General features: G+C 63.0%; 24 protein-coding genes, 1 tRNA gene and 1 pseudogene. 18 read left to right on the forward strand and 8 right to left on the reverse strand.

Features of this window, described 5'->3' with window-relative positions:
- Positions 1–28 precede the first annotated feature (28 nt).
- From H8S62_RS06675 to H8S62_RS18500, 3 genes and pseudogenes are all read left to right on the forward strand, one after another.
- Positions 29–105, forward strand: a tRNA-Arg gene (locus H8S62_RS06675).
- Positions 106–245: 140 nt separating this feature from the next.
- The gene (locus tag H8S62_RS18495) at positions 246–641 is read left to right on the forward strand and encodes a hypothetical protein (protein WP_341481028.1); all 396 of its coding nucleotides are present in this window, start codon (positions 246–248) and stop codon (positions 639–641) included.
- Between the two features lie 6 nt (positions 642–647).
- A pseudogene (locus H8S62_RS18500) lies at positions 648–809 on the forward strand (peptide chain release factor family protein); the annotation flags it as partial.
- Positions 810–943: 134 nt separating this feature from the next.
- Here the strand turns inward: H8S62_RS18500 and H8S62_RS06685 are convergent.
- Positions 944–1,375 (reverse strand): flavodoxin, encoded by a 432-nt coding sequence (locus tag H8S62_RS06685; protein ID WP_186918821.1) that lies wholly within the window; start codon positions 1,373–1,375, stop codon positions 944–946.
- A 40-nt stretch (positions 1,376–1,415) separates the two neighbouring features.
- On the reverse strand, positions 1,416–1,997 hold the full coding sequence (locus H8S62_RS06690; protein ID WP_155150447.1) for a DUF3793 family protein: 582 nt from the start codon (positions 1,995–1,997) through the stop codon (positions 1,416–1,418).
- A 333-nt stretch (positions 1,998–2,330) separates the two neighbouring features.
- Here H8S62_RS06690 and H8S62_RS06695 point away from each other — a divergent pair, with 333 nt between their 5' ends.
- From H8S62_RS06695 to H8S62_RS06730, 8 genes are all read left to right on the forward strand, one after another.
- Entirely contained in the window at positions 2,331–2,540 is a 210-nt protein-coding gene (locus tag H8S62_RS06695; RefSeq protein ID WP_155150443.1) for a FeoA family protein, read from the forward strand.
- A 161-nt stretch (positions 2,541–2,701) separates the two neighbouring features.
- A complete protein-coding gene (locus tag H8S62_RS06700) occupies positions 2,702–2,914 on the forward strand; it encodes a FeoA family protein (protein ID WP_243141954.1) in 213 nt (70 codons plus the stop codon).
- 108 nt (positions 2,915–3,022) lie between these two features.
- Positions 3,023–5,206: a ferrous iron transport protein B gene (feoB, locus tag H8S62_RS06705; protein ID WP_186918822.1), complete on the forward strand. Its 2,184-nt coding sequence runs from the start codon at positions 3,023–3,025 to the stop codon at positions 5,204–5,206.
- Between the two features lie 47 nt (positions 5,207–5,253).
- A complete protein-coding gene (locus tag H8S62_RS06710; RefSeq protein WP_186918823.1) occupies positions 5,254–5,427 on the forward strand; it encodes a FeoB-associated Cys-rich membrane protein in 174 nt (57 codons plus the stop codon).
- Positions 5,428–5,580: 153 nt separating this feature from the next.
- A complete protein-coding gene (locus H8S62_RS06715; RefSeq protein WP_186918824.1) occupies positions 5,581–5,967 on the forward strand; it encodes a YbaN family protein in 387 nt (128 codons plus the stop codon).
- Positions 5,957–7,714, forward strand: coding sequence for an ABC transporter ATP-binding protein/permease (locus tag H8S62_RS06720; protein WP_480175763.1), 1,758 nt, complete (start codon positions 5,957–5,959; stop codon positions 7,712–7,714). The genes H8S62_RS06715 and H8S62_RS06720 overlap by 11 nt, the downstream gene beginning before the upstream one ends.
- 5 nt (positions 7,715–7,719) lie before the next feature.
- Positions 7,720–9,351, forward strand: coding sequence for an amino acid ABC transporter ATP-binding/permease protein (locus H8S62_RS06725; protein WP_207723477.1), 1,632 nt, complete (start codon positions 7,720–7,722; stop codon positions 9,349–9,351).
- Entirely contained in the window at positions 9,351–9,701 is a 351-nt protein-coding gene (locus H8S62_RS06730; protein ID WP_186918826.1) for a nitrous oxide-stimulated promoter family protein, read from the forward strand. The genes H8S62_RS06725 and H8S62_RS06730 overlap by 1 nt, the downstream gene beginning before the upstream one ends.
- Before the next feature lie 443 nt (positions 9,702–10,144).
- Here the strand turns inward: H8S62_RS06730 and H8S62_RS06735 are convergent, their stop codons facing one another.
- The 5 genes from H8S62_RS06735 to ybaK form a co-directional block, all read right to left on the reverse strand.
- Positions 10,145–10,603, reverse strand: coding sequence for a low molecular weight protein-tyrosine-phosphatase (locus H8S62_RS06735; RefSeq protein ID WP_186918827.1), 459 nt, complete (start codon positions 10,601–10,603; stop codon positions 10,145–10,147).
- 21 nt (positions 10,604–10,624) lie between these two features.
- Positions 10,625–10,774 (reverse strand): hypothetical protein, encoded by a 150-nt coding sequence (locus H8S62_RS06740; RefSeq protein WP_155150422.1) that lies wholly within the window; start codon positions 10,772–10,774, stop codon positions 10,625–10,627.
- Between the two features lie 219 nt (positions 10,775–10,993).
- Positions 10,994–11,869, reverse strand: a complete 876-nt coding sequence (locus H8S62_RS06745) for a DUF4358 domain-containing protein (RefSeq protein WP_186918828.1) — start codon at positions 11,867–11,869, stop codon at positions 10,994–10,996.
- A 103-nt stretch (positions 11,870–11,972) separates the two neighbouring features.
- A complete protein-coding gene (locus H8S62_RS06750) occupies positions 11,973–12,140 on the reverse strand; it encodes a hypothetical protein (protein ID WP_155150416.1) in 168 nt (55 codons plus the stop codon).
- A gap of 53 nt (positions 12,141–12,193) precedes the next feature.
- The gene (ybaK, locus tag H8S62_RS06755; RefSeq protein WP_155150413.1) at positions 12,194–12,673 is read right to left on the reverse strand and encodes a Cys-tRNA(Pro) deacylase; all 480 of its coding nucleotides are present in this window, start codon (positions 12,671–12,673) and stop codon (positions 12,194–12,196) included.
- A gap of 109 nt (positions 12,674–12,782) precedes the next feature.
- Here ybaK and H8S62_RS06760 point away from each other — a divergent pair, with 109 nt between their 5' ends.
- Positions 12,783–13,793 (forward strand): M42 family metallopeptidase, encoded by a 1,011-nt coding sequence (locus H8S62_RS06760; protein ID WP_423788666.1) that lies wholly within the window; start codon positions 12,783–12,785, stop codon positions 13,791–13,793.
- 457 nt (positions 13,794–14,250) lie between these two features.
- Here the strand turns inward: H8S62_RS06760 and H8S62_RS06765 are convergent, their stop codons facing one another.
- Positions 14,251–15,315 carry a branched-chain amino acid aminotransferase gene (locus H8S62_RS06765; RefSeq protein WP_186918830.1) on the reverse strand — a complete coding sequence of 355 codons (1,065 nt, stop codon included), beginning with the start codon at positions 15,313–15,315 and terminating at the stop codon, positions 14,251–14,253.
- A 396-nt stretch (positions 15,316–15,711) separates the two neighbouring features.
- Between H8S62_RS06765 and H8S62_RS06770 the strand changes: the two genes are divergently transcribed.
- The 6 genes from H8S62_RS06770 to ftsH all read left to right on the forward strand — a co-directional run bounded on the left by H8S62_RS06770 (position 15,712) and on the right by ftsH (position 24,765).
- On the forward strand, positions 15,712–17,703 hold the full coding sequence (locus H8S62_RS06770; protein ID WP_186918831.1) for a DHH family phosphoesterase: 1,992 nt from the start codon (positions 15,712–15,714) through the stop codon (positions 17,701–17,703).
- Positions 17,704–18,027: 324 nt separating this feature from the next.
- Entirely contained in the window at positions 18,028–18,474 is a 447-nt protein-coding gene (gene rplI / locus H8S62_RS06775) for a 50S ribosomal protein L9 (protein WP_155150401.1), read from the forward strand.
- Between the two features lie 102 nt (positions 18,475–18,576).
- Positions 18,577–19,917, forward strand: coding sequence for a replicative DNA helicase (gene dnaB / locus H8S62_RS06780; protein WP_155150399.1), 1,341 nt, complete (start codon positions 18,577–18,579; stop codon positions 19,915–19,917).
- A 136-nt stretch (positions 19,918–20,053) separates the two neighbouring features.
- Positions 20,054–21,427, forward strand: a complete 1,374-nt coding sequence (gene tilS, locus H8S62_RS06785) for a tRNA lysidine(34) synthetase TilS (RefSeq protein ID WP_243255461.1) — start codon at positions 20,054–20,056, stop codon at positions 21,425–21,427.
- 5 nt (positions 21,428–21,432) lie between these two features.
- Positions 21,433–21,978 (forward strand): hypoxanthine phosphoribosyltransferase, encoded by a 546-nt coding sequence (gene hpt / locus H8S62_RS06790; RefSeq protein WP_173023577.1) that lies wholly within the window; start codon positions 21,433–21,435, stop codon positions 21,976–21,978.
- A 768-nt stretch (positions 21,979–22,746) separates the two neighbouring features.
- Positions 22,747–24,765: an ATP-dependent zinc metalloprotease FtsH gene (ftsH, locus tag H8S62_RS06795; protein ID WP_186918832.1), complete on the forward strand. Its 2,019-nt coding sequence runs from the start codon at positions 22,747–22,749 to the stop codon at positions 24,763–24,765.
- The last annotated feature ends 142 nt before the right edge of the window (positions 24,766–24,907 follow it).

Genomic DNA, 24,907 nt, shown 5'->3' on the forward strand with positions numbered 1-24,907 from the left:
GATCGGCGGACGCGCCGAAGAAGAATATGCGCCTGTAGCTCAGCTGGATAGAGCGACCGCCTCCTAAGCGGTAGGTCGGAGGTTCGAATCCCCTCAGGCGTGCCAAAAAGAAGGACACGACGTAAGTCGTGTCCTTCTTTTTGGGCCTCGCCGCCCGAAGGGCGGTTCGCTCCAGGGCATTTCATCTGCTCAGGCGGAGTGAATCCGCCCGGCATCAAGATTTTTGCCTCTGGATAAAATGCTTGGTGGCATACCATAACCACGCCCTGCTCCGGGCCCGGCACAACCGCGCCGTCGTGGCGGAGAAACTGGTGGTCGGCCTGGGCTTCATCACCTATAAGGGTAAAGGGGGGCTGAGCATGAATATTCAATTAGGGCCCGTGGAATGTGAGCCGACTGTGGGCAAGCTGCTCCGGGCCCTGACGGCCGAGTATCCCGGCATAACGGTGCTGGAGAAGGTTCCCGGCGGCCGGGCGAACTGCTGTCAGTCCGTGCTGCTGCGCGCCGATGAAGACCTATCCCACTTGGAGGGCGCCGTCAGGTGGGTGTGCCGCAGTCCCTACCGGCCCGGGCATAAACGGAAGAACCGGCTCGTGGACGTGAGTCTCTGGGGCGAGGCGGCGTATGCCGTATACGACTGAGATGAGGTGCGGGTTGAGACCTTCCGCAGCGGAGGCAAGGGCAGCCAGAACGTGAACAAGGTGGAGACAGGCGTCCGGGCGGTCCATGTCCCCACCGGCCTGGCCGTGGTCTCCACTCAGGCCAGAAGCCAGCATATGAACAAGCGCCTGGACCTGGACCGGCTGGAGCACACCCGTCTGGAGCGGGGCGGCGCCGTGCGCACCTATGTGGGAACGGACTTTCGCCGGGTGGAATAAACGGACATAAATGGAAGGATTTAAAAAGGCCCGCCTATCTATGTCCCGTACGTCAAGGCTGCAACTCACAGTGCGGCGAGGCTTGCGCCCAGTGCGCGGCAGGCGTCCAGTCCCGCGTCGTCGGGGGCCTCGTTGAGCATCAGGCCGTCCGCGCCGCAGAGCACGGCCCCGGCTGCCCGGGCGCGGTCGCACCAGTCGCGCATCCATTGGCCGTCTCCCCAGCCGTAGGAGCCGAAGAGGGCTGTCTTCCTGCCGGAGAGGGAGCCCTCCAGCTCGGTGAAGAAGGGTTCAAATTCGCCCTCCTCCAGCACCTCCGCGCCCATGGCGGGGCAGCCCAGGGCCAGAACGTCATACTGCGCGGCCTGAGCCGCGCTGATCTCGGACACGGTGAGGACGCTTACCTCGGCGCCCGCGGCCTTGGCCCCCTCCCCCACGGCCATAGCCATGGCCTCCGTGTTGCCGGTGCCGGACCAGTAGATAACGGCGAGCTTGCTCATAAAAAGAACCTCCATACAGTCATAAAATGTGGATATCTCTTCACGCCGCCGGCGCGCTGGGCACGCCGAAGAGCCGTGAGAGCGTCATTCCGGCCCGGAGCCGGTCCAGGAGCGCGTCCCGGCACCGGTCGTAGCGGAGGAACTGCCGCCGGGCGCCCTCCACGTCGTGGTAGACCTTCCAGTACCCGCACAGGCGGCACCCCGCCCCGCCGTCCGTCTGGAACGCGGCCACGTCCTCGGACGGGTAGCCCAGGAAGAGGCCGATCTCGTGGGGAAAGTCCCCGCCCGCCAGAAGCCGCTGCCGCAGGCGGCGCAGCAGTGCGGAGAGCGGCGCGTCCCCGGGGTAGTCCGCATCCGCCAGCAGTTGAGCCGCCTGTGGCCGGGCGAGATGCTCTGCCAGCAGCTTCGGGCGGAAGACCAGCACCAGAAAACGGCGCCGGCACCGGCACAGGACCTCAAAGCGCAGGCCCTTCTCACCCAGCGCGCGGGTGTACTCCCCCACCGTCCGGGGGAGCCGGGGGTACTCTGCCGCGTCCAGAGAGATGAGGCACGCGGGCTTAATCCCCACCAGCGTGGGGGAACAGTGGCGGACCACCACTTCTTCAAAGCGGGCGGAATACATGGGAGACCTCCTTTGGTTGCTTTATGCTAACCATTGAGAAAAAAGAGGAGAAGGCAGCGCCTTCCCAAAGAGGTTAGCATAAACTAACTATAGGCACAAGATACCATCCTTTGGCCTGCCTGTCAACAAAAATTTACCCGACGAGAAAAAGGAAACAGTCCCGGCGGCGCAAGGGAGGGCGGCACTGTAAAAAATTTCTGAAAAGGGATTGACAGGGGAAGGTTAGCCGTGGTAAACTACGGTTGCTTCAGGAGGTTAGCCGATTCTAACCTCTGAATTAATCACTCTGGGTTAGTAGTTGCTAACAAAATTGAAAACGAGGTGAATCGTATCATGCCGCTGACGATGGCCCAAGCGGGCACGGAGAACACCGTACGCCGGATTACCGGCAAGGATGAGACCAGGCGCTTTTTGGAGAGCCTGGGGTTTGTGGAGGGTGGCACGGTCACTGTGGTCACCCAAATGGCGGGCAACCTGATTGTCAATGTCAAGAGCGCCAGGGTGGCCCTGAGCGAGGGTATGGCCAGACGCATTATGATTTAACCTCTGCCCACAGGCGGCTTGCTTTGTCTGTGGGCGAAGGCTCTGAAAAGCCGGGAGTCCGCCCCGGGAGGGGAGCCGTTGTGCAGGCCTCCTGATTGAAGAAAAGAGGGATTTTAGTGAGTACGACTGTAAGCGCGGCCGTTTCCGCCGCGCCCCGCACCCTGCGGGGCGTAAAGCCCGGACAGACCGTCACCGTGACCAAGCTCACCGGCGAGGGCCCCTTGCGCCGGAGGATTATGGACATGGGGATTACCAAGGGCGCCAGCGTCTATGTCCGCAAGGTGGCCCCCCTGGGCGACCCTGTGGAGATCACCGTGCGGGGCTACGAGCTCTCCATCCGCAAGGGGGACGCGGAAAACATCCTGGTTGAGTGAGGCGCGTGCCTGGGTGCCTGCTGCACTGCCTGACTGGGGCGGCGCGGGCCGCCCTTTTTGAATGGGAAATGGTTAGCTTCTGCTAATCGCTGAGGAGGAAAGACCAACATGGGAATTACAATTGCGCTTGCCGGCAACCCCAACTGCGGCAAGACCACGATGTTTAACGCCCTGACCGGCTCCAACCAGTACGTGGGCAACTGGCCCGGCGTCACCGTGGAGAAAAAGCACGGCAAGCTGAAGGGGCACAGGGATGTGACCGTCACAGACCTTCCGGGGATTTACTCCCTGTCCCCGTACACGCTGGAGGAGGTCGTGGCCCGGAACTACCTGGTCAACGACAAGCCCGACGCCATACTAAACCTGGTGGACGCCACCAACATTGAACGCAACCTCTATCTCACCACCCAGCTCACCGAAATGGGCATCCCCGTGGTCATCGCGCTGAATATGATGGACCTGGTAGCCAAGAACGGCGACGTCATCAACGTCCAGAAGCTGTCCGAGGCCATGGGCTGTCCCGTGGTGGAGATCTCCGCGCTCAAAAACAGGGGCGTGCTTGAGGCGGCGGAGGCCGCCATCAAGCTGGCCGAGGCCAACGCCGCATCCCACACCAGGCATACCTTCTGCGACAAGGTGGAGCAGGCCCTCTCTGAGATTGAGGCCCTGACCGAGGGCAGGGTCCCGGAGCGGAACGAGCGCTGGTACGCCGTTAAACTCTTCGAGCGGGATGCCAAGGTGCTGGAGCAGCTGAATCTGGGCTCCCACGCCCACGCCGTTGAGAACCTAATCCGCGCCTGCGAGGAGGAGATGGACGACGACGCAGAGTCCATTATCACCAACGAGCGCTATGAGTACATCTCCAAGGTGGTCAAGTCCAGTGTGAAGAAAAAGCGCACCGGTATGACCACCTCCGACAAGATAGACCGCATTGTCACCAACCGGGTGCTGGCGCTGCCCCTCTTTGCCGTGGTCATGTTCCTGGTGTATGCCATTGCCATGGGCGGCTGGACCATCTCCATCGGCACCATGGGCACCGACTGGGCCAACGACGTGCTCTTCGGCGACTGGGTGCCCAACGCCGTGGGCAATTTCCTGGCCGCCATCGGCTGTGCCGACTGGCTCCAGGGGCTGATTCTGGACGGTATCATCGCCGGCGTTGGCGCCGTGCTGGGCTTTGTGCCCCAGATGCTGGTCCTCTTCCTCCTGCTGGCCGTCCTGGAGGACATCGGCTATATGGCCCGGGTCGCCTTCATTATGGACCGCATCTTCCGCCGCTTCGGCCTGAGCGGCAAGTCCTTTATCCCAATGCTCATCGCCACCGGCTGCGGCGTGCCCGGCATCATGGCCTCCCGGACCATTGAGCAGGACCGGGACAGAAAGATGACCATCATGACCACGGGGTTCATCCCCTGCGGCGCCAAGATGCCCATAATCGGCCTCTTTGCCGGCGCAATATTCGGCGGCTCCGCCCTGGTGGCTGTGTCCGCCTTCTTCATCGGCATCGCCGCCGTGGTCATCTCCGGCATCATCATGAAGAAGTTTAAGGCCTTCGCGGGCGAGCCCGCCCCCTTCGTCATGGAGCTGCCCCCCTACCATGTGCCCTCCGCGGGCAACGTCCTGCGGGCCACCTGGGAGCGCGGCTGGTCCTTTATCAAGCGGGCCGGCACCATCATCCTGCTCAGCTCCATCATCCTCTGGTTCCTCCAGGGCTACGGCTTTGTGGACGGCGTATTCCAGGCCGTGGAGGACAACAACAACTCCCTGCTGGCCATCGTGGGCAACGCCATCGCATGGATCTTCGCGCCCCTGGGCTGGGTGGGCGACATGGCCTGGAAGGCCACCGTGGCCACCATTACCGGCCTCATTGCCAAGGAGGAGGTGGTCAACACCTTTGGCGTGCTTTACCACTTCGCCGGCGAGCTCAGCGAGGAGGGCAATGAGATCTGGCCCCTGGTAGCCGCCGACTTCAGCGCCATCGCGGCCTACAGCTTTATGATCTTTAACCTCCTCTGTGCCCCCTGCTTCGCCGCCATGGGCGCCATCAAGCGGGAGATGAACAACACCAGGTGGACCCTGGCCGCCATCGGCTATATGTGCCTGTTTGCCTACGTCATCGCCATGATTGTCTACCAGATTGGCGGACTCATCATCGGCGAGGTGGCCTTTAACGTGTTCACCGTTATCGCCGCGCTGCTGCTCATCGGCCTTATCTACCTGGTGTTCCGCAAGGGCTATCAGGGCGGGGGCGAGCGCCTTCGGGCCGTGGACGCGGCCCGTGCGGAAGTGTAAAACCGATAAATTCCCCGGGAAAATTGATTGAAAGGGAGGGCCTGCCCATGCCCAGTCCCGGTACCATCATCGTCGGCCTATTGCTCCTGGCCGTGGCAGTCCTCGCGGCCCGATCCCTCTGGAGAGGCCGCAAGAGCGGCGGAGGCTGCTCCTGCGGCGGCGGGGGCTGCAGCGGAGACTGCAGCAGCTGCTGCGGCCGCGGCAGCAAGCAATCCCATTGATTTGTAAGGGCGGTCCACGCCCTTGACCAACCGGTTCAGCGACCGAACGGATTCTCCCCCCAAAATTCCAAAGAACGACGGGTGCGGACCCTCTCCCGCGCCCGCCGTTTTTTGGCTGTTCCCAAATTGCCCTTAGCTATTAGGAGTGAAGATATGAAAATTGTCTATCTGGCCCTGGCCTTCCTGTTCCTCGCCATCGGCGCGGTGGGGGTCGTTCTGCCCGTCCTGCCCACCACCCCCTTTCTGCTGGTGGCCGGGGCCTGCTTTGCCCGCGGGTCGGAGCGGTTCCACCGCTGGTTTCTGGGCACCAAGCTCTACCAAAAGCACCTGGACAGCTTCGTAAAGAGCCGGGCAATGACCCTGCGGACCAAGCTGTGCATCCTGCTCCCCGCCTCGGGCATGCTCATACTCGCCATGGTGCTGGTGCCCATTCTGCCCATGCGGATTTTCATTCTCTGCCTCATCGCCTTTAAGTACTTCTATTTCTTTACCCGCATCAAGACCATCCGAGAGGAGGCCGCGCCCGTCTATGATGATTGATAAGCGACTCATCGGCACGGTCAAGGAGGCCCCCCGGTATATCGCGGGCAATGTGGCCTGCCAGTGGGTTGGCCTGCTGGCCAACGTGGCGGCAGTTTTTTCGGTGGCGAGTCTCCTGAACGCCGCCCTGGACGGGACCTGGACCGCCGGGGGCCTGGGCCTCACGGCCCTCACTGTGGCCGCCGCGGTGCTGGTGCGCTTTTTGTGCGCCGGGGCCGCTGCCCGTATGTCCTATAAGGCATCCTCCCGGGTAAAGAAGGTCCTGCGGGACCGGATCTGCGAAAAGCTGCTGCGGCTGGGCCCGTCCTATACCGGGCGGGTCTCCACCAGCGAGGTGGTGCAGGTCTCCACCGAGGGCGTGGACCAGCTGGAGACCTACTTCGGCCGCTACCTGCCCCAGCTTTTCTACAGCCTCCTGGCCCCCGTGACCCTCTTCGCCGTCCTGGCCCCCGTCCACCTCCCCGCCGCCGTGGCCCTGCTGTGCTGCGTGCCCCTCATCCCCATGTCCATCATCGCCATCCAGAAGGTGGCGAAAAAGCTCCTGGGCAGGTACTGGAGCGCCTACGCCGGCCTGGGCGACTGCTTTCTGGAGAACCTCCAGGGCCTCACCACCCTGAAAATTTACGGGGCGGACGGGGCCAAACACCAGGAGATGAACCGTCAGGCGGAGGCATTCCGCAAAATTACCATGAAGGTTCTCACCATGCAGCTCTCCTCCGTTACCGTCATGGACCTGGTGGCTTTCGGCGGGGCGGCACTGGGCGTCATTCTGTCGGTCACCGGCCTCCGGTCCGGGACGCTCAACCTGGCCGGGGCGGTGGCGGTGATCCTCCTCTCCGCCGAGTTCTTTATCCCCCTGCGGCTGTTGGGGTCCTACTTCCACATTGCCATGAACGGCATGGCCGCCAGCGAGAAGATTTTCCGCATTCTGAATCTGGACGAGCCCCCCGCCGGCCGGGAGGAGTCCGCACCCGGCGAGGCCCCCATCCGGTTTGAGGATGTGTCCTTCTCCTACGACGGAGAGCGGACCGTCCTCAGCGGCGTGAGCTTCACCGTGCCGCCCAGGGGATTTGTGTCCATCGCCGGGGTCTCCGGCAGCGGCAAGAGCACCATCGCGGGCCTGCTCCTGGGGGAAAACCGGGGCTATACCGGCAGCATCCGCCTGGGGGATCAGGAGCTCTCGGAGATTTGCACCGAGGGCCTGATGAGGCGCGTCACCCGCGTCTCCCACGACAGCTATCTCTTCGGCGGCACCGTGGCGGAGAACCTGCGCATGGGCAAGCGGGATGCCACCGAGGCCGAGATGAACGGGGTGCTCCGGGAGGTGAACCTTCTGGGCTTCCTCCAGACCCAGCGGGGGCTCGACACGGTCCTCACCGAGCAGGGCGGCAATCTCTCAGGAGGCCAGCGGCAGCGGCTGGCCCTGGCCCGGGCCCTCCTGCGGGAGAGCGACGTGTACGTCTTCGACGAGGCTACCTCCAACATCGACGCTGAGAGCGAGGCCGACTGCATGGCGGCCATTCACGCCCTGGCCCGGACGAAGACCGTGCTCCTCATCTCACACCGGCTCGCCAATCTGGTCCATTCCGACCTTATCTGCATGGTGGAGGGCGGGCGCATCGCCGAGCAGGGCATCCACAAGGCCCTGATGAAGAAAAACGGCCCCTACGCCCGGCTCTACCGGGAGCAGCAGGCCTTGGAACACTACGCGGAAGGAGGGGAAACCCTGTGCGAAGAAGCGGTCTGACCATCATGGGGCGGCTCATCGGCCTGGTGGCCCCCCTCCTGCACATTATGCTGCTGGCAGTATTAATGGGGGTGGCGGGTTATCTCTGCGCCATCTTCATCCCCGTGCTGGGGGGCTGGGCCCTGCTGGACGCCCTGGCCCTCCCCGCCCCTCTGGGGGTCACGGCGGCATTGGTCCTGGCGGCGGTCTGCGGCATCCTCCGGGGCGTGCTGCGGTACGCCGAGCAGCGCAGCAACCACTACATCGCCTTCAAGCTCTTGGCCCACATCCGGGACAGGGTCTTTACCGCCCTGCGGAGGCTGGCACCAGCCAAGCTGGAGGGTAAGGAGAAGGGGGAGTTAATCTCCGTTATCACCAGCGATATTGAGCTGCTGGAGGTCTTCTACGCCCACACCATCTCCCCCATCGCCATCGCGGCGGTGGCCTCCGCCGTCATGACGGCGTTTTTGTGGAGCTACCACCCCCTACCGGGTCTGCTGGCCCTCCTGGGGTACCTGACCGTGGGGGCGGTGATTCCCCTGCTGACCGCCCGGCTGGGCCGGGACGCGGGCATGGAGGCCCGAAAGGGCTTCGGCGCGCTGAACGCCTACTTTCTGGACAGCCTGCGGGGCCTGCGGGAGAGCATTCAGTACGGCACGGGCGAGGCCCGGCGGAAAAATGTCGCCGACCGCACCGACGGCCTGGACGACACCCAGCGTAAGCTCAAGGATGTGGAGGGAATCATCACCGGCGTGACCGGGGCGGCCATCCTACTCTTTTCCCTGGCCATGCTGGCGGTAACCCTCTGGCTCTACAGCCTGGGTGCGGTGAGCTTTGCCGGGGTATTGATCCCCACCGTGGCCATGATGAGTTCCTTCGGCCCGGTGACGGCCCTCTCCAACCTCTCCAACAACCTCTTCCTCACACTTGCCTCCGGAGACCGTGTGCTGGATCTGCTGGAGGAGGAGCCCCAGGTGGAGGAAGTGTCCGGCGGCAAGAAAGCTGCCTTCACCGGCGCCGAGTGCCGGAAGGTGGACTTCTCCTACGGCGCGGAGCCGATTCTCGACGGCGTGTCCCTCTCCGTTCCCGAGGGGAGGATTGTGGGTGTCTCGGGCCGCAGCGGATCTGGCAAGTCCACCCTGCTGAAGCTGCTCATGCGCTTCTGGGACGTGGGGAGCGGCGCGGTGGAGCTGTCCGGCACCGACGTGAAGGAGCTTAATACCGCCTGTCTCCGGGACCTGGAGAGCTACGTCACCCAGGAGACCATCCTTTTCCATGACACCATTGAAAATAATATTAAAATCGGCAGGCTGGACGCCACGCGGGAACAGGTGGAGGCGGCGGCGAAAAAGGCGGCCCTCCACGAGTTTATTCTCACTCTCCCACAGGGGTACGACACGCATGTGGGCGAGCTGGGGGACACCCTCTCCGGCGGGGAGCGGCAGCGCATCGGCGTGGCCCGGGCGTTCCTCCACGACGCGCCCTTTCTCCTGCTGGACGAACCCACCAGCAATCTGGACAGCCTCAGCGAGGGCATAATCCTCAAGGCCCTCCGGGAGGAGGGGGCGGGGCGCACCATCGTGCTGGTCTCCCACCGCGCGTCCACCATGGGCGTGGCGGACATCGTCTATAAGATGAACTCCGGGCGGGTGAGCTGATGGCAAAGACCGCTGAAAGGAAGCGGCAGGAGGAACTGGAAATGATCCGCTTGATGGTGGGCCTCTACTGCAGGGGAAACCACGGAAAACAAAGCGGTCTATGCCCGGGCTGTGAGGCGCTGTACGGCTACGCCGCCGGGCGCATCGCCCGCTGCCCCCACATGGAGACCAAGACCTTCTGCTCCGCCTGCAAAACCCACTGCTACCGCCCGGAGATGCGCGAGCAGATTCGGGCCGTCATGCGTTACGCAGGGCCCCGGATGCTCTTCCACCACCCGGTCGCAGCCGTCAAACACCTTCTGGTGGGCAGAGCGGCCAAATCAAAGAAAGAAGGAGGCCGCCTCGTTTGAGGCGGCCTCCTCGCCGCTTGTCCAAGAAGCCCCTTGGGGCTTCTTGGACAAGCGGCATGACGGATGGAGCTCAATTTGGTGAGAAAAGTCGCCCGTCCCCCTCTGCCATTCAGAGAAATATCCGCCCGCATCTCTCGGAGGACGGTGGAGTGGTCCGTCGGGCGGTGCGTGGGATGCCCCATTCTTGGAGAAACCACGCGGCAGAAATCGCCCCTGCTCCGGGTAATGTCATTTAGTTAAGCGCTTTCCCATTCATCTGTCATTTTTCGCCGGTGCTCCCGCAAGGGGTACGACGCATCCGTAAGGCGGCAAAGCCGCCGAAGGCTGCGCTGTGCGACCGGATTTGAATGACAGATTGGGGTAGAAAACGCGCTGAGAGCCTTAACTGATAACATTGCTGCTCCGGGTGGTGGCTCAGCCGGGGCAGCTTCGCATGCGCCATATCACCGCTCGCCCAGAAGCCGCGTCAGCAGGGCGGCGCAGCCGTCCCGCACGTCGATGTAGGTCTGGTCAAAATTCCCGGTATACCAGGGGTCGGCGATCTCGCCGGGGCGGTTCGTGAAGTCCAGCAGCAGCCTGACCTTTCCCTCGGGGTCCCCGCCCAGTATCCGCCGCATATTGCGCAGGTTCGCGCCGTCCATGCCCAGCAGCAGGTCGTATTTATCATAGTCCGCCGCGGTGAGCTGAACCGCCCGCTTGCCCGCCGTGGAAATTCCAAACTCCGCCAGCTTCCGCCGGGTGCCGGGGTGCACCCCGTTTCCGATCTCCTCCCGGCTGGTGGCCGCCGAGGCGATGTAAAACGCTCCGGCCAGCCCCCGCTTTTCCACCATATCCTTTAACACGAATTCCGCCATAGGACTTCTGCAGATATTGCCGTGGCACACAAATAAGATGCTGTACATACCTTGCCTCCCAAACAGCAGCTAAAAAATTAGGCTGGCCGGGTCGTCCCACTTGCTGTAGAGCTTGCGGTTAGGGCGCAGGATGAGATATTTGTACTCGTCCCTGCCGTCGGCCTTGGCCATGCAGTCCTCGTCCAGGACCGTGGACATATTCATCACGGAGTACTTCATCGCGCCGTACTCCAGGCGCGCTCCTCCACCATCTGAGCCACGCAGAATTTGCAGTTGTTGATGCAGCGCCCCGCGGGTACGACCACCGACAAGGACTGAATTTTCAAATGAGCTCAACTCCCGTGCGTTTATTCCTCCTGATGATAACACAGTTTCCGGTCACAAAAAAGGGCGTGCCGTTTTCCCAAACGGCACGCCCTTTATCGCGGTATGGGATGCTTACTTCTGGGCCTCGGCGAAGTCGTTGAAGAGCTCCACGCCCTTCTCGGCGGTCTCGCCGATGACATAGAGCACGTAGTCGCCGTTCACCACGACCTGCGCGGCCTCAACCTTGGGCAGGTTGTGGGCCAGGTACCAGGAGAAGGTGTCCTCCTGGGCCTGGCGGTCGGTCTCAATGGCCTCCTTCACGGCGTCCACGTCGGCGCCGTCGGCCAGCTTTGCCACCAGAAGGCGGTCGGGAGTGGTGTTGAAGCCGGTAAACATGAAGCCCTTCTCAAAGGTGCCCTCGGCGAGGCTGAAGTTCTCGGCAAAGACGGATATGTCGCTCTTCATGCCGGCATAGATGCCGGAGGCGTCCATAATGCTGTAGGCCAGCTTGATCATGGGATCGTTATTGGGGGTGGTGATGGTCAAACTGTCGCCGTCAGCGGCCACCTCAAAGCCCTCCACCAGATTGAGCACGCCGGCGGGGATGAAGGTCACGCCGCTGACTACCTCGGCAAGGCCCTCCACCGGAGCGTCGTTCACCAGAATGGTGTTGTCGGCAAAGTTGACGATGATGCGGGCGTCGCCCAGATAAAAGAAGCCCTGGTTCTCCTCCTCAAACCAGGAGGCGGAGCCGTGATCGCTCTCAGCCACCAGGCGCAGGGGCACCATATCGGGGCTCACGGCGGCGGGGATGGCGGAGCTGTCCAGCTCGCTCCCATTGAGCACCAGCTTGGCGGCGTAGCCGCCAGTCAGGGGGGCGGAGATGGGCATGACCCCAGCATCCCCGGCGGGCGCGGGAGAGATGAGCAGGCCGTCCGCGGCAAAGGCGGGGACGGTGAGGGACGCGGCCAGGGCCAGGGAGAGGGCGACGGTACCGAATTTCTTCATGTTATTTCTCCTTTTGTAAGGTTCTCAAACCGGCCGGGCTGGGCCCGACCACGAACATAGACGAACCGGAGAAAAAAAGGTTCCGTCCTCAAAGCAATCTTTTTTATTGATTTGTGTTCTTATCCTCAATCGCCTGGATAATAAAAAAGCCCAGAGTTGCAATTGACAAAATAATCCCTAAATAACCTTCCAGATTGAAGGCGGCGCCGATATAGATGCCGGCGAATCCCGCGGCTGCCGTTGAAATCAAGGCTTGAACCGGTCTGCTCATACCATCCTACGCTCCATCGTTCAAATTCTTCGGCAGCAACCGGGCGGTTTTCGTCATTCCTTGCTGACCGGGGCGAACACGGCCCGGATTAGTCCCGCCAGGGACGCCGGGGCCAGCTCCACCTGGAAGCCGATTTTTCCCGCGCTGACCACCATCCGCTCCACACCCCTTGCGCTCTCGTCGATGACGGTCTTGAACTGCTTTTTCATGCCCACCGGGGAGCAGCCGCCGTGGACATATCCCGTCAGCGGCTGCAGCTCCGCCAGCCGGATCATCTCAATGGACTTCTCCCCCACCGCCTTGGCCGCGGCCTTCAAATCCAGTTCCCTCATCACGGGCACCACAAAGACGTAATGCCGCCCGGCGGCGCCCCGGGTTACCAGGGTTTTGAAGGCTCGCTCCGGCTCCACGCCCAGCAGGGCCGCCACATGGGGGCCGTCCACCGGCCCGCCCGAGTAGGGGTAGGCGTGGGCGGTATAGGGGACCTTCTTCTGGTCAAGAATACGCATGACATTGGTTTTTTCTTCCGGCATGAGATGTCGCCTCACTTGTAATTCAGACACCATAACGGTATGATATAGAAAGTATAGCACAAGGAAAGGTGTGGATTCAATGGACACTCAAAATTGCAGAGCTTTTTTAATGGACACGGCCATGCGCCTGCTGACCACCGACAGCCCCAGCGGGTACACGGAGGAGGTGGCCCGTGTGGTGGAGGGGATTGCCCATGAGCTGGGCTACTGCGTCTCCCGAAACAACAAGGGAAACATCACCATCGACGTGCCCGGCCGGGAGAGCGGGAAGACGGTCGGCCTCTGCGCCCATGTGGACACCCTGGGCCTGATGGTCCGATCCATCACCGGAGACGGACAGCTCATGCTCACCCGCATCGGCGGGCCCATCCTCCCCACCCTGGACGGCGAGTACTGCAAAATCTATACCCGGGACGGCCGCAGCTATTCCGGCACCGTCCTCTCCCTCTCCCCCGCCGCCCACGTCTTCGACGACGCGGCCACCCGCGCCAGGGACGAGCAGAACCTGGCGGTGCGGATCGACGAGGTGGTCAGAAGCAGGGAGGACGTGGAGGCCCTTGGCATCCGGGCCGGGGACTTCGTCTGCTTCGACCCCAAGACTGTGGTCACCGACAGCGGGTTTTTAAAGTCCCGCTTCATCGACGACAAGGGCAGCGCCGCCTGTATGCTCACCCTGCTCAAGCTCCTCCGTGACCAGGGCCTGAGGCCGAAATGCGACACCAAGCTCATTTTCTCCGTCCATGAGGAGGTGGGTCACGGCGGGGCCACCCTGCCCCGGGACCTCTCGGAGCTGCTCATCGTGGATATGGGCTGCGTGGGCCTGGACCTCAGCTGTACCGAGTACCAGGTCTCCATCTGCGCCAAGGACGGCAACGGGCCCTACGACTATGAGATGACCTCCCGGCTCATTGAGCTGAGCAGGGCCAACGGCGTGGACTTTGCGGTGGACATCTACCCCCACTACGGCTCCGACGCGGGCGTGGCCTGGCACGCGGGGCTGGACGTCCGTGCCGCACTCATCGGCCCCGGCGTCCACGCCTCCCACGGCATGGAGCGGACCCACTGGGAGGGGATGAAAAATACGATTCAATTGGCGGCGCTGTATCTGGAGTGCGAGTGAGGCCGATGGGGACGCGACGGCGCGCGTATGCGCGTACAAGCGTTTTCCCCGCCGCAGGCGTGGAAAACCTTGATGCCGGGGACGATTCACTCGTCCCCGGCAGATGAAGTCACTTCGGGGTCCCCGCCCGGCCTCGGCCGGGCGGGGCGCGGACCCGCTGGGAGGGGATGAAAAATACGATTCAATTGGCGGCGCTGTATCTGGAGTGCGAGTGAGGCCGATGGGGACGCGACGGCGCGCGTATGCGCGTACAAGCGTTTTCCCCGCCGCAGGCGTGGAAAACCTTGATGCCGGGGCGATTCATTTGCCCCGGGCAGATATAAAGCACGGGGCCCCCTGCCGGCACAGCCGGGAGGGGCGCGCACCTACTGGCGCCGCGCCCTCCCCCGGAACCTGTTTTCCGACAAAAAGCGGCCCCCTCGGCGTCTGTCCGCCGAGGGGGCCGCATCATTCTGGTTTAGAGCTTCACGGTCCAGCCATAGGGGTCGGGCTCGGTGCCCCACTGGATGCCGGTGAGGGTATCGTAGAGCTTCTGGGTCAGGCCGCCGATCTTGCCGCCGCTGATGCCCACGTGCAGATCCTTCCAGCCCATCTCGCCGATGGGAGAGACGACCGCGGCGGTGCCGGTGCCCCAGGCCTCCTCCAGCCTGCCCGCCTGGGCGGCGGCGAAGAGCTCTTCGGCGGAGATCAGCCGCTCGTGGACGGTGATGCCCCAGTCCCGCAGCAGCTCCAGACAGGAGCGGCGGGTGATGCCGGGCAGGACCGAGCCGGTAAGCTCGGGGGTGATCACCTCGCCGTCCAGCTTGAACATGACGTTCATGGAGCCGACTTCTTCGATATACTTGCGGTGCACCCCGTCCAGCCAGAGGACCTGGGCATAGCCCTGCTCCTCGGCCCGGGCACTGGCGCGGATGGAGGCGGCGTAGTTGCCGCCGCACTTGGTGTACCCCGTGCCGCCCTTGACAGCCCGGACGTCCTCGTTCTCCACGTAGATGCGCACGGGATTGAGGCCCTCCTTGTAGTAGGCCCCCACAGGACAGCAGATGACGCAGAACAGGTAGGTGTGGGACGCGTGAACCCCCACGGAGGGGTCGGTGGCGATGATGAAGGGCCGGATGTAGAGGGACGTGCCGCTCTCGCTGGGCACCCAGTCGCTCTCCAGGCGCACCAGGGCCTTGATACCCTCCAGGGCGGTCTCCTCCGGGAGCTTGGGGATGCACATGCGCTCGCAGGACTCATTCATCCGGCGAACGTTGTCCATGGGCCGGAAGAGCTGCACGCCGCCCTCGGGGCTGCGGTAGGCCTTCATACCCTCAAAGACCTCCTGGGCGTAGTGGAAGACCATGGCGGAGGGCTCCAGGCACAGGGGGGCGTAGGGCACGATGCGGCCGTTATGCCAGCCCTTTCCGGTCTCGTAATTCATCAGGAACATATGGTCGGTGAAGGTCTTGCCGAAGACCAGGGTTTTGGGGTCGGGCTTGGGCTTGAGCGTCTCGGCCCGGGTGATGGGGAATTCCTGCATGGAGACAGCCTCCTCTTTTATTTCAAGTTTCCTGTTTTGACATTATACCAGCGCAGAAATGCGCCCGCAAGGGTGAAAACACCGGAGGGGGAAAAGCCGGCTTTGACTCATTGTGTCACGCCGCCCTTTTTAAGAATGTAAAGTAAGATACAATCGGGAAAGTAAAGGGTAAACCGATGAGCAGAAAAGGGGGCCGGACGCATCGGCGGCAGAGCCTGCGCCGCCGGGGAGCCGGGCGGCGGAAAAGCCGGCGGCGGCATTGCCCACGGCGGGCTTGGCCAGGATTTCGCTTTTTCACTTTTCAACTTTACTTTCCTTGTATTTGTGGGCGTAATTTGATATAATAAACTCTCTTGTTATGGCCTGCAGAGCGTGATTTTTGGGGGTGAAGCCCGGATGAAAAAGAAAAATAAGCTCAGCCACCTGCTGGAACCCAGCCTCCGGCTCTATTTTATCGCCTTGGTGCTCTTCACCGTGGCCTCCGCCTTCTTCAACATCTACCTGACCATTGCGGAGGCGGCGGTGGTGGTGATGCTCTACCTCTACTTCCGCCGCTCCAACAACCGCCGCAAGCGGGAGATCTTAAAGTATATCGACAATGTGACCTGCAATATTGACGTGGCCACCAAGGACACCATGGTGAACGCGCCCCTGCCCATGGTCATATTCAAGCCGGAGACCGACGAGGTCATCTGGTCCAACGAGCGCTTTCTCGCCCTCACCGGTGAGCGGGAGCACCTTTTCGACACCAAGCTCTCCGCCGCCGTGCCCGACTTCTCCTCCCGCTGGCTGATGGAGGGGAAGAACGAGTGCCCCACAGAGGTCCACGTGGGGGATTCCCGCTTTATGGTCTTCGGTCATCTGGTCCGTACGGACGACAAGAACCGCCAGTCCTTCCTGGCCACCACCTACTGGGTGGATGTGACCGAATTCTCCATGGTCCGGGAGGAGTACTACGCCGCCCGCCCCGTGGCCGCCATTGTCCAGCTGGACAATTACGAGGAGCTTTTGAAGGGCCTGACCGACAACGCCAGCTCGGCTCTCCTGTCCGAGATCAACGCCCGGCTGGACGAATGGGCCTCCCCCGTGGGAGGCATCTTCTGCCGCTATACCCGGGACCACTATCTGCTGGTCTTTGAGGAGCGGTATCTGGCCCAGCTCCAGGAGGGCAAGTTCTCCATCCTGGACAGCGTCCACGAGGTGGTGAACTCCAAGGGCATTCCCGCCAGCATCTCCATCGGCATCGGCAAGGATGCGGACACCTTTGAGGAGCTCTTCCAGTTTGCAAACCTCTCCATCGATATGGCCCTCTCCCGGGGCGGCGACCAAGCGGTGGTGAAGAATAAGTTTACCTTTGAGTTCTACGGCGGCCGCTCCAAGGAGCTGGAGAAGCGCACCAAGGTGAAGAGCCGGGTCATGGCAAACGCCCTCTCAGAGCTGGTGGGCTCCGCCTCCCATGTGTTCATTATGGGCCACAAATACCCCGATTTGGACTGTATCGGCGCGGCGGCGGGGGTGATGTCGGTCTGCCGGAAGCGGGGAGTTCCCGCCCACATTATCCGGGAGTCCGGCCAGAACCCGGCCAGCGGCATGGTGGAGAAGCTCTCCGCTCTCCCGGAGTACAAGGAGGCCTTCATCACCGCCCAGGACGCGCTGATTCTGGCCGACGCCAACTGCCTGCTGGTGGTGGTGGACACCAACCGGCCCGAGCAGGTCTCGGCGGAGGAGCTGCTCCTCTCCTGCAACAAGGTGGCGGTCATCGACCACCACCGCCGGGCGGCCACCTATATCGCCAACGCGGCCCTCAACTTCCACGAGCCCTACGCCTCCTCCGCCAGCGAGCTGGTCACCGAGCTTCTGCAGTATATCATGGAGCCCGCCGACCTCCTGCGCACCGAGGCGGAGGCCCTGCTGGCCGGCATCGTGCTGGACACCAAGCAGTTTACCATGCGCACCGGCGGCCGGACCTTCGAGGCTGCGGCCTTTCTCCGCCGATCCGGCGCGGACACCTGGGATGTGAAGAAGCTCTTTCAGAACGACCTGGAGGGCACCATCGCCCGGTATGACATCATCCAGAACGCCCGGATGTACCGCAATGACATCGCAATCGCCCGGGTGGACCACACCGTGGGGCGGGTAACCGCGGCTCAGGCTGCCGACGAGCTTTTGAACATCGCGGGCATTGACGCTTCCTTCGTCCTCTTCCCCGACGGCGACCGGGTTATCATCTCGGCCCGCTCCATGGGGGACACCAACGTGCAGGTGGTGCTGGAGAAGCTGGGCGGCGGCGGCAACGGCGCCACCGCGGGCGCCCAAGTGCCGGGCACCGTGGACGAGGTGACGAAGAACCTCCTGCGGGCCATCGATCAATATTTCGAGGATGAATAGCGCCGGAGGCCGCCCGCTGCCGCCGCCAGGGACCCGCCGGAGGCGGGACGCGCCTTTTGGCGCGGAGCCGAGGGCGAATTTATTTCGCCCCGGCGATTAATCAAAAAGAGAGGGGCCCCCGCCGGGCCCCGGCCCGACGGGGAGTGCAACGGCGCCACCGCAGGCGCTCAGGTACCCGGCACCGTGGACGAGGTGACGAAGAACCTCCTGCGGGCCATCGACCAGTACTTTGAAGACGAGTGACTTTATTGGAAATTGCAGGGATATGACTTATCGTTCCCGATATTGCGTTGAAAACAAAGACAAGCGAAAGGATTGAATACCATGAAAGTGATTTTACAGCAGGACGTGAAGGGCCAGGGCAAGAAGGGGCAGCTGATTGAGGCGTCCGACGGATACGCCCGCAACTTCCTGCTTCCCCGGAAGCTGGCGATTCTGGCAACCCCCGAGAACGTGAATACCATGAAGATGCAGGACAAGGCCAGGAAGGCCCAGGAGGCCGCCGAGAAGGCGGAGGCGGAGGCCGTCGCCGCCAAGCTCAGGGAGATCACCGTGAAGGTGACCGCCAAGGCCGGCTCCGGCGGGCGGCTCTTCGGCGCGGTTACCAGCAAGGAGATCGCCGACAGCCTCAAGGCCCAGCAGGGCATCGACATCGCCAAGACCAAGATCGTCCAGGACGAGCCCATTAAGAGCTTTGGCACCTATGAGCTGAAGGTTAAGCTGGGCTACGAGGTCAGCGGAACGCTGAAGGTGATGGTGACAGAGGAGTAATAGAGAAAGAAGAAAGAAAAAGCGGCAGAAACTGCTTCGGCCGCGGGATATGCGGGCGCATCTTCTTTCTTCTTACCTTGCTTTTGATTCGGTGGTGATATCATGGACGAACTTCTCTCCAAGCAGATGCCCCACTCGGTGACTGCGGAGCAGGCGGTGCTGGGCTCGGTGCTCATCGACGCGCGCTGTATGCCCGAGGTGGCCGAGGCCCTGCGGCCGGAAGATTTTTATATGGCCCAGAACCGGGAGATCTTTGAGACGATGATCTCCATGTTTAACTTCTCCGAGACCATCGATCCCGTGACCGTGGCAAACCACATGGTCCAGCGGGGCCACGAGGAGCGCGCCACCCGGGAGTATTTCCTGCAGCTCATGCAGGTGACCCCCACCGCCGCCAACGTGGGCGAGTATGTGGGGATAATGAAGGACAAATCCCTCCTCCGCCGGATTGCTGAAACGGCGGGGGATTTGACCGCCCTGGTGCAGGAGGGCTCCGGCACCGCCCAGGAGGTGCTGGAGGCCGCCGAGCAGCGGATTTACGCCATCCGCCAGGGCCGCAGCGCCCAGGGCCTGGAGCACATCTCCACCGTTATTTTAAGCGTGTACGACCGGCTCAACGAGCTGGCCGCCCAGGATTCCGATATCCCCGGCCTCTCCACCGGCCTGCCCGACGTGGACCGGGCCATCGCGGGCCTCAACAAGTCCGATCTGCTCCTCCTGGCGGCCCGCCCCGGCATGGGCAAGACCTCCTTCGCCCTGAACGTCCTGCTCCACGCGGGCAAATTCTCGGGCAAGGCGGTGGTCTTCTTCTCCCTGGAGATGAGCCGTGAGCAGCTCGCCATGCGCCTCATCTCCGGCGAGAGCTTTGTGGACAACAAAAAGCTGGTCACCGGCAAGCTCTCCGAGGACGACTGGGGCAAAATAGCCGCGGCCTCCGCGGCCCTCAACAGGACCAATATTTTGATTGACGACAACCCGTCCCTCTCGGTGGCCGACATGAACGCCAAGTGCCGCCGGGTGGATAATCTGGGCCTGGTAGTCATAGACTACCTCCAGCTTATGACCTCCGCCGGCGGCCCCAGCCGCAGCAGCGACAACCGCCAGCAGGTGGTCTCCGACATCTCCCGCGCCCTGAAAATCATGGCCAAGGAGCTCAACGTTCCCGTGGTCTGCCTCTCCCAGCTCTCCCGGGGACCGGAGAGCCGATCCGACAAGCGCCCCATGCTCTCCGACCTGCGTGAGTCGGGCGCCATTGAGCAGGACGCCGATATCGTCATGTTTCTCTACCGGGACGACTATTACGATAAGGAATCAGAGGCCCACAATATTGCCGAGTGTATTATCGCGAAGAACCGACACGGCGAGACCGGCACCGTGGAGCTGCAGTGGTTGCCGGAGTATACCACGTTCTCGTCGATTGAGCGTAGATATGAGGAGTACTGATTCAAAGAAGCGTGTAAAGAGAAGAAGCAGGTGAGTCGGCGGGTTGAATCGCGGGTGGCTGTGTGAGAACGTGCGGATACGAGCCGCTTATTTCTCATTTCTTTCTTCTTTTTGAAAGCGTTTGAGGTTGAGAGCTTTGCAGAAATTTAGGGATTTAGAGCGCGAATACGACATGCTCCCCGCCGGCGGGACGGTGCTCTGCGCCGTCTCCGGCGGGGCGGACTCCATGTGCCTGCTTCACCTGGCCGCCCGGCTGGGGGCCGAGCGGGGCTTTACGGTCGCCGCGGCCCACTATAACCATTGCCTGCGGGGGGCGGAGTCCGATCGGGACGAGGCGTTTGTACGAGACTGGTGCGGGGAAAACGGCGTGGAGTTTTATGCAGGCGCCGGCGACGTGGCGGCCCGGGCCGCCCGGCTGGGCCAGGGTGTGGAGGAAACCGCCCGCCAGATGCGGTACGCCTTCCTCCGCGAGACCGCCCGCAGCCTGGGAGCGGACCGGATCGCCACGGCCCACAATGCCGACGACAACGCCGAGACCCTCCTGCTCCACCTGGTCCGGGGCTCCGGACTCCAGGGCCTCACGGGGATCGCCCCCCGCCGGGGCGAGCTGGTGCGGCCCCTCCTCACCACCCCCCGGACAGAGATTGAGGCCTATGTATCGGAGCACGGCGTCCCGTTTGTGGAGGACAGCACCAACGCCGACACGGCCTTCACCCGCAACCGTCTGCGCCGGGAGATTCTGCCCCTTCTGCGGGAGCTGAATCCACGCCTCACCGAGAGCCTGTCGGACACCATCCGCTACCTGAGAAACGACAACGACTATCTCAACGCCCGGGCCGCCGAGGCCTGTCTCAACGCCCGCTGGGCGGAGGACGATCTGGTGATAGAGGCCCGTTACATCGCCGCCCTCCCCGCTGCCATCGCCCCCCGTGCCGCACGCCGGCTGCTGGAGATGATGGGGGACGGGGATACCGACTGCTCCGCCGCCCACCTAAACGCCATCGTGGACCTCTGCCGGGGAGACGACCCCTCGGCGGTAACCTTCCTGCCGGGCGGCCGTATGGCCCAGCGGGTATATAAGGAACTGCTGGTGACCCGGCAGGCCGACCCCCTCCCCCCCTTTGAGGCCGTGCCGCTGAAGCTGGACGGCGTTACCCGGGCGGGGGACTGGCGGGTGGAGTGCCGCCCGGCGGACGGTCCGGCGGACGCACGGCCGGACGGATACCACTTCATCCTGGAGGCCGCCGCTCTGGAGGGCGGCGCGGTCCTCCGCCCCCGGGCCCAGGGGGATGAGATCACGCTCCCCCGCCGGAGCACCAAGACGGTGAAGAAGCTCTTCATCGACGAGAAGATCCCCCGCTACGCCCGGGAGAGAATTCCCGTTCTGGCCTGCGGTGGGGAGCTGCTGGCCGTGGCGGGCCTGGGCGCGCAGGAAAAATATCTGGCCCGGCCGGACCGGGCCGGTTATGAGTTGCTTTTTACCCCCATGAAAGAGAGAATGGAAGGATGAAAACGATGTTGGATCAGGATATTGAGCGCGTACTGTTTACAGAGGCGCAGCTCGACACGCGCATCGGCGAGATCGCCGCGGAGATGAATCGGGACTACGCAGGGAAGGAGCCGGTGCTCATCTCGGTCCTACGGGGCTCTTTCGTCTTTATGGCGGATCTGACGCGGAAGATCACCCTGCCCTGTACGGTGGACTTTATGTCGGTCTCCTCTTACGGCGCGGGCACCAAGTCCTCCGGTCAGGTGCAGATCACCAAGGACCTGTCCGACGATATCGAGGGCCGGGACATCATTGTGGTGGAGGATATTCTGGACTCGGGCAACACCCTCAGCTACCTGCTGGAGATTTTGAAGGCCCGCAAGCCCGCCTCCGTGAAGCTGTGCACCCTTCTGGATAAGCCCGACCGCCGGGTGAAGGATGTCCATGTGGACTACTCCGGTTTCACCATCCCCGACGAGTTTGTGGTGGGCTATGGCTTGGATTACGCGGAGAAGTACCGCAATCTGCCCTACATAGGGATCCTCAAGCCCTGTGTCTACGGCGGGGAGTAAAAAATGCCCTCAGGGGTTCTGACGCCCTGCCGAAGCCTCCCCCGGCCTCCCCTCATAGGGGAGGCGCCTAAGTGCGCGCGCTGAGGCGGAGGCTTTCGCCAAGTCCTTTCGTCCATCGCCGCGGGTGCGGCGGAGACGGTCGGGATTCACTCCCGACCGCCGATAAATGAAAACCAAAGGGGCCCCCGGGTCAGGCGGAGCCTTTCGCCAAGTCCTTTCGTCCATCGCCGCGGGTGCGGCGGAGACGGTCGGGATTCACTCCCGACCGCCGATAAATGAAATCCAAAGGGGCCTCCGGGTCAGGCGGAGGCTTTCGCTTAGTCCTTTCGTGCATCGCCGCGGGTGCGGCGGAGACGGTCGGGATTCACTCCCGACTGCCGATAAATGAAAACCAAAGGGGCCCCCGGGTCAGGCGGAGGCTTTCGCCAAGTCCTTTCGTGCATCGCCGCGGGTGCGGCGGAGACGGTCGGGATTCACTCCCGACCGCCGATAAATGAAATCCAAAGGGGCCCCCGGGTCAGGCGGAGGCTTTCGCCAAGTCCTTTCGTGCATCGCCGCGGGTGCGGCGGAGACGGTCGGGATTCACTCCCGACCGCCGATAAATGAAAACCAAAGGGCCCCCGGGTCAGGCGGAGCCTTTCGCTTAGTCCTTTCGTCCATCGCCGCGGGTGCGGCGGAGACGGTCGGGATTCACTCCCGACCGCCGATAAATGAAATCCAAAGGGGCCCCCGCGGAAGGCGGAGCCTTTCGTGGGGAGTTGTTCGTCTTTGAAGAAAAAAATCAGTGTGCGCGACCTTATCTTCTGCGCGCTCATCGTGCTGGTCCTGGCCGCCGCCGTCTACGCCCTCCAGGGCGTGGAGGCCGGCCCCGCGGTCAGCAACTACTCCGAGGTGTACGACCTCTTCCGAGGCCAGCAGGTGCGCACGGTCAAGGTGGAGGACGACACCCTTTACCTGGAGCTGCGGGAGCCCGTGGGCGGCAACTACAAGGTCTCCTACAAGCTCTACAGCTTTGAGCTCTTCTATGAGGACTTTAACGATATTATTGTAAAGCAGCATGAGAACCACATCATCGACAGCTTTGACTATCCCGCCCCCTTCAAGGCCCCCTGGTGGTTCTCCTTTGTACCCATGCTGGTCATTGTAATCCTCTTCGGCGTGCTGTGGTACTTCATGTTCCTCCGTCAGGGCGGCGGCGCCGGAGGGGGGGGCGACAAGACGGCCCGCTTCGGCAAGGCCCGCACCAAGGTGGGCGGCGAGGAGGGCGGCAAGAAGGTCACATTTGCCGATGTGGCCGGGGCCGACGAGGAGAAGGCTGAGCTCCAGGAGGTGGTGGAGTTCCTCCGGGACCCCAAGCGCTTCACGGCTCTGGGCGCGCGGATCCCCAAGGGCATACTGCTGGTCGGCCCTCCGGGCACGGGAAAGACCCTCCTGGCCAAGGCCGTGGCCGGCGAGGCCGGGGTTCACTTCCTCTCCATCTCCGGCTCCGACTTTGTGGAGCTCTACGTGGGTGTGGGCGCGTCCCGTGTCCGCGACCTCTTCGACCAGGCCAAGAAGAACGCCCCCGCCATCGTCTTCATCGATGAGATCGACGCCGTAGGCCGCCAGCGCGGCACCGGCCTGGGCGGCGGGCACGACGAGCGGGAGCAGACCCTCAACCAGCTTCTGGTGGAGATGGACGGCTTCGGGACCAATGAGGGCGTCATCGTTATGGCCGCCACCAACCGGCAGGACATTCTGGACCCCGCCCTCCTGCGGCCCGGCCGTTTTGACCGGCAGATTTTCGTCGGGCAGCCCGATATCAAGGGCCGGGAGGACATCCTGCGTATCCATGCCCGGAACAAGCCCCTGGGCGAGGATGTGGATCTGCGCGAGGTGGCAAAGGCCACCGGCGGCTTTACCGGCGCTGATTTGGAGAACCTGATGAACGAGGCGGCGCTCCTGGCCGCCCGGCGGCACGAGCGTTTTATCACCATGCCGGACCTCCACGAGGCGGTCATCAAAGTGATTGCCGGACCGGAGAAGAAGAGCCGGGTGGTCATTGAGAAGGAGCGCAGGCTCACCGCTTACCACGAGGCGGGCCACGCCGTCGTCATCCACCAGCTGGGCACCGCCGACCCGGTCCACCAGATTACCATCATCCCCCGGGGAGGCGCGGGCGGCATGACCATCTCCCTGCCCCAGGAGGATATCTCCTTCCAGTCCCGGGAGGGGCTCAAGGAGCAGATTGCCAGGTGCCTGGGCGGCAGGGCCGCCGAGCAGATGGTGCTGGGGGACATCTCCACCGGTGCGGGCAACGACCTCCAGCGGGCCTCCGCCATTGCCCGGAACATGGTCATGCGGTACGGCATGAGCGATAAGCTGGGCAATGTGGTCTTCGACTCCGGCCACGACGAGATCTTTATCGGCCGGTCCATGGCCCAGGCCAAGACCTACTCGGAGGATACCGCCGACCTCATCGACCAGGAGGTCAAGGCTTTTGTGGACGAGGCGTACCGCCGCTGTGAGGAGATACTGAAGGCCCACCGGAAGGAGCTGGAGCTCACCGCGGCGTACCTCCTGGAGAACGAGACCATGGACGCCGCCACCTTTGAGAAGGTCTTTACCGACCCGGACTCCCTCCTGGGGCCTGACGGCAGGGTAAAGGCCCGTGAGGACGAAGAGACGGAGCCGTCCGGGAAAGAGGAGTTCTCCGCCGAGCTGATGCCTGAGGGCAAGCGCTCCGCCAAGCCGGAGGCCTCCTCCATCGACATTCCCGTCCCCGGCGACGAGGACCCATTTCAATGAACAAAAAGCACGGTGCAGAACGCTGTTCTGCACCGTGCTTTTTGTTCAGCTTGTCAAAGAAGCCCCGAGGGGCTTCTTTGACAGATGACTGCATGACGGGCAGGGCTCGGTTCCTTGGGAAAAAGTCGCCCCATCGGTCATG

Origin of the sequence: Lawsonibacter faecis (assembly GCF_014287675.1) — a bacterium.
GTDB classification, from domain to species: Bacteria; Bacillota; Clostridia; order Oscillospirales; family Oscillospiraceae; genus Pseudoflavonifractor; species Pseudoflavonifractor faecis.

Coding starts and splice junctions, on each gene's coding strand:
- H8S62_RS06765 (WP_186918830.1), bottom strand. CDS start 15,315: ATGCAGGAATTCCCCATCACCCGGGCCGAGACGCTCAAGCCCAAGCCC.
- H8S62_RS06730 (WP_186918826.1), top strand. CDS start 9,351: ATGGCAAAGACCGCTGAAAGGAAGCGGCAGGAGGAACTGGAAATGATC.
- H8S62_RS06745 (WP_186918828.1), bottom strand. CDS start 11,869: ATGAAGAAATTCGGTACCGTCGCCCTCTCCCTGGCCCTGGCCGCGTCC.
- ybaK (WP_155150413.1), bottom strand. CDS start 12,673: ATGCCGGAAGAAAAAACCAATGTCATGCGTATTCTTGACCAGAAGAAG.
- H8S62_RS06720 (WP_480175763.1), top strand. CDS start 5,957: ATGATGATTGATAAGCGACTCATCGGCACGGTCAAGGAGGCCCCCCGG.
- H8S62_RS06760 (WP_423788666.1), top strand. CDS start 12,783: ATGGACACGGCCATGCGCCTGCTGACCACCGACAGCCCCAGCGGGTAC.
- H8S62_RS06685 (WP_186918821.1), bottom strand. CDS start 1,375: ATGAGCAAGCTCGCCGTTATCTACTGGTCCGGCACCGGCAACACGGAG.
- H8S62_RS06690 (WP_155150447.1), bottom strand. CDS start 1,997: ATGTATTCCGCCCGCTTTGAAGAAGTGGTGGTCCGCCACTGTTCCCCC.
- H8S62_RS06710 (WP_186918823.1), top strand. CDS start 5,254: ATGCCCAGTCCCGGTACCATCATCGTCGGCCTATTGCTCCTGGCCGTG.
- rplI (WP_155150401.1), top strand. CDS start 18,028: ATGAAAGTGATTTTACAGCAGGACGTGAAGGGCCAGGGCAAGAAGGGG.
- H8S62_RS06740 (WP_155150422.1), bottom strand. CDS start 10,774: ATGAAGTACTCCGTGATGAATATGTCCACGGTCCTGGACGAGGACTGC.
- H8S62_RS06715 (WP_186918824.1), top strand. CDS start 5,581: ATGAAAATTGTCTATCTGGCCCTGGCCTTCCTGTTCCTCGCCATCGGC.
- H8S62_RS06695 (WP_155150443.1), top strand. CDS start 2,331: ATGCCGCTGACGATGGCCCAAGCGGGCACGGAGAACACCGTACGCCGG.
- feoB (WP_186918822.1), top strand. CDS start 3,023: ATGGGAATTACAATTGCGCTTGCCGGCAACCCCAACTGCGGCAAGACC.
- H8S62_RS06735 (WP_186918827.1), bottom strand. CDS start 10,603: ATGTACAGCATCTTATTTGTGTGCCACGGCAATATCTGCAGAAGTCCT.
- H8S62_RS06750 (WP_155150416.1), bottom strand. CDS start 12,140: ATGAGCAGACCGGTTCAAGCCTTGATTTCAACGGCAGCCGCGGGATTC.
- hpt (WP_173023577.1), top strand. CDS start 21,433: ATGTTGGATCAGGATATTGAGCGCGTACTGTTTACAGAGGCGCAGCTC.
- H8S62_RS06725 (WP_207723477.1), top strand. CDS start 7,720: ATGGGGCGGCTCATCGGCCTGGTGGCCCCCCTCCTGCACATTATGCTG.
- H8S62_RS06770 (WP_186918831.1), top strand. CDS start 15,712: ATGAAAAAGAAAAATAAGCTCAGCCACCTGCTGGAACCCAGCCTCCGG.
- dnaB (WP_155150399.1), top strand. CDS start 18,577: ATGGACGAACTTCTCTCCAAGCAGATGCCCCACTCGGTGACTGCGGAG.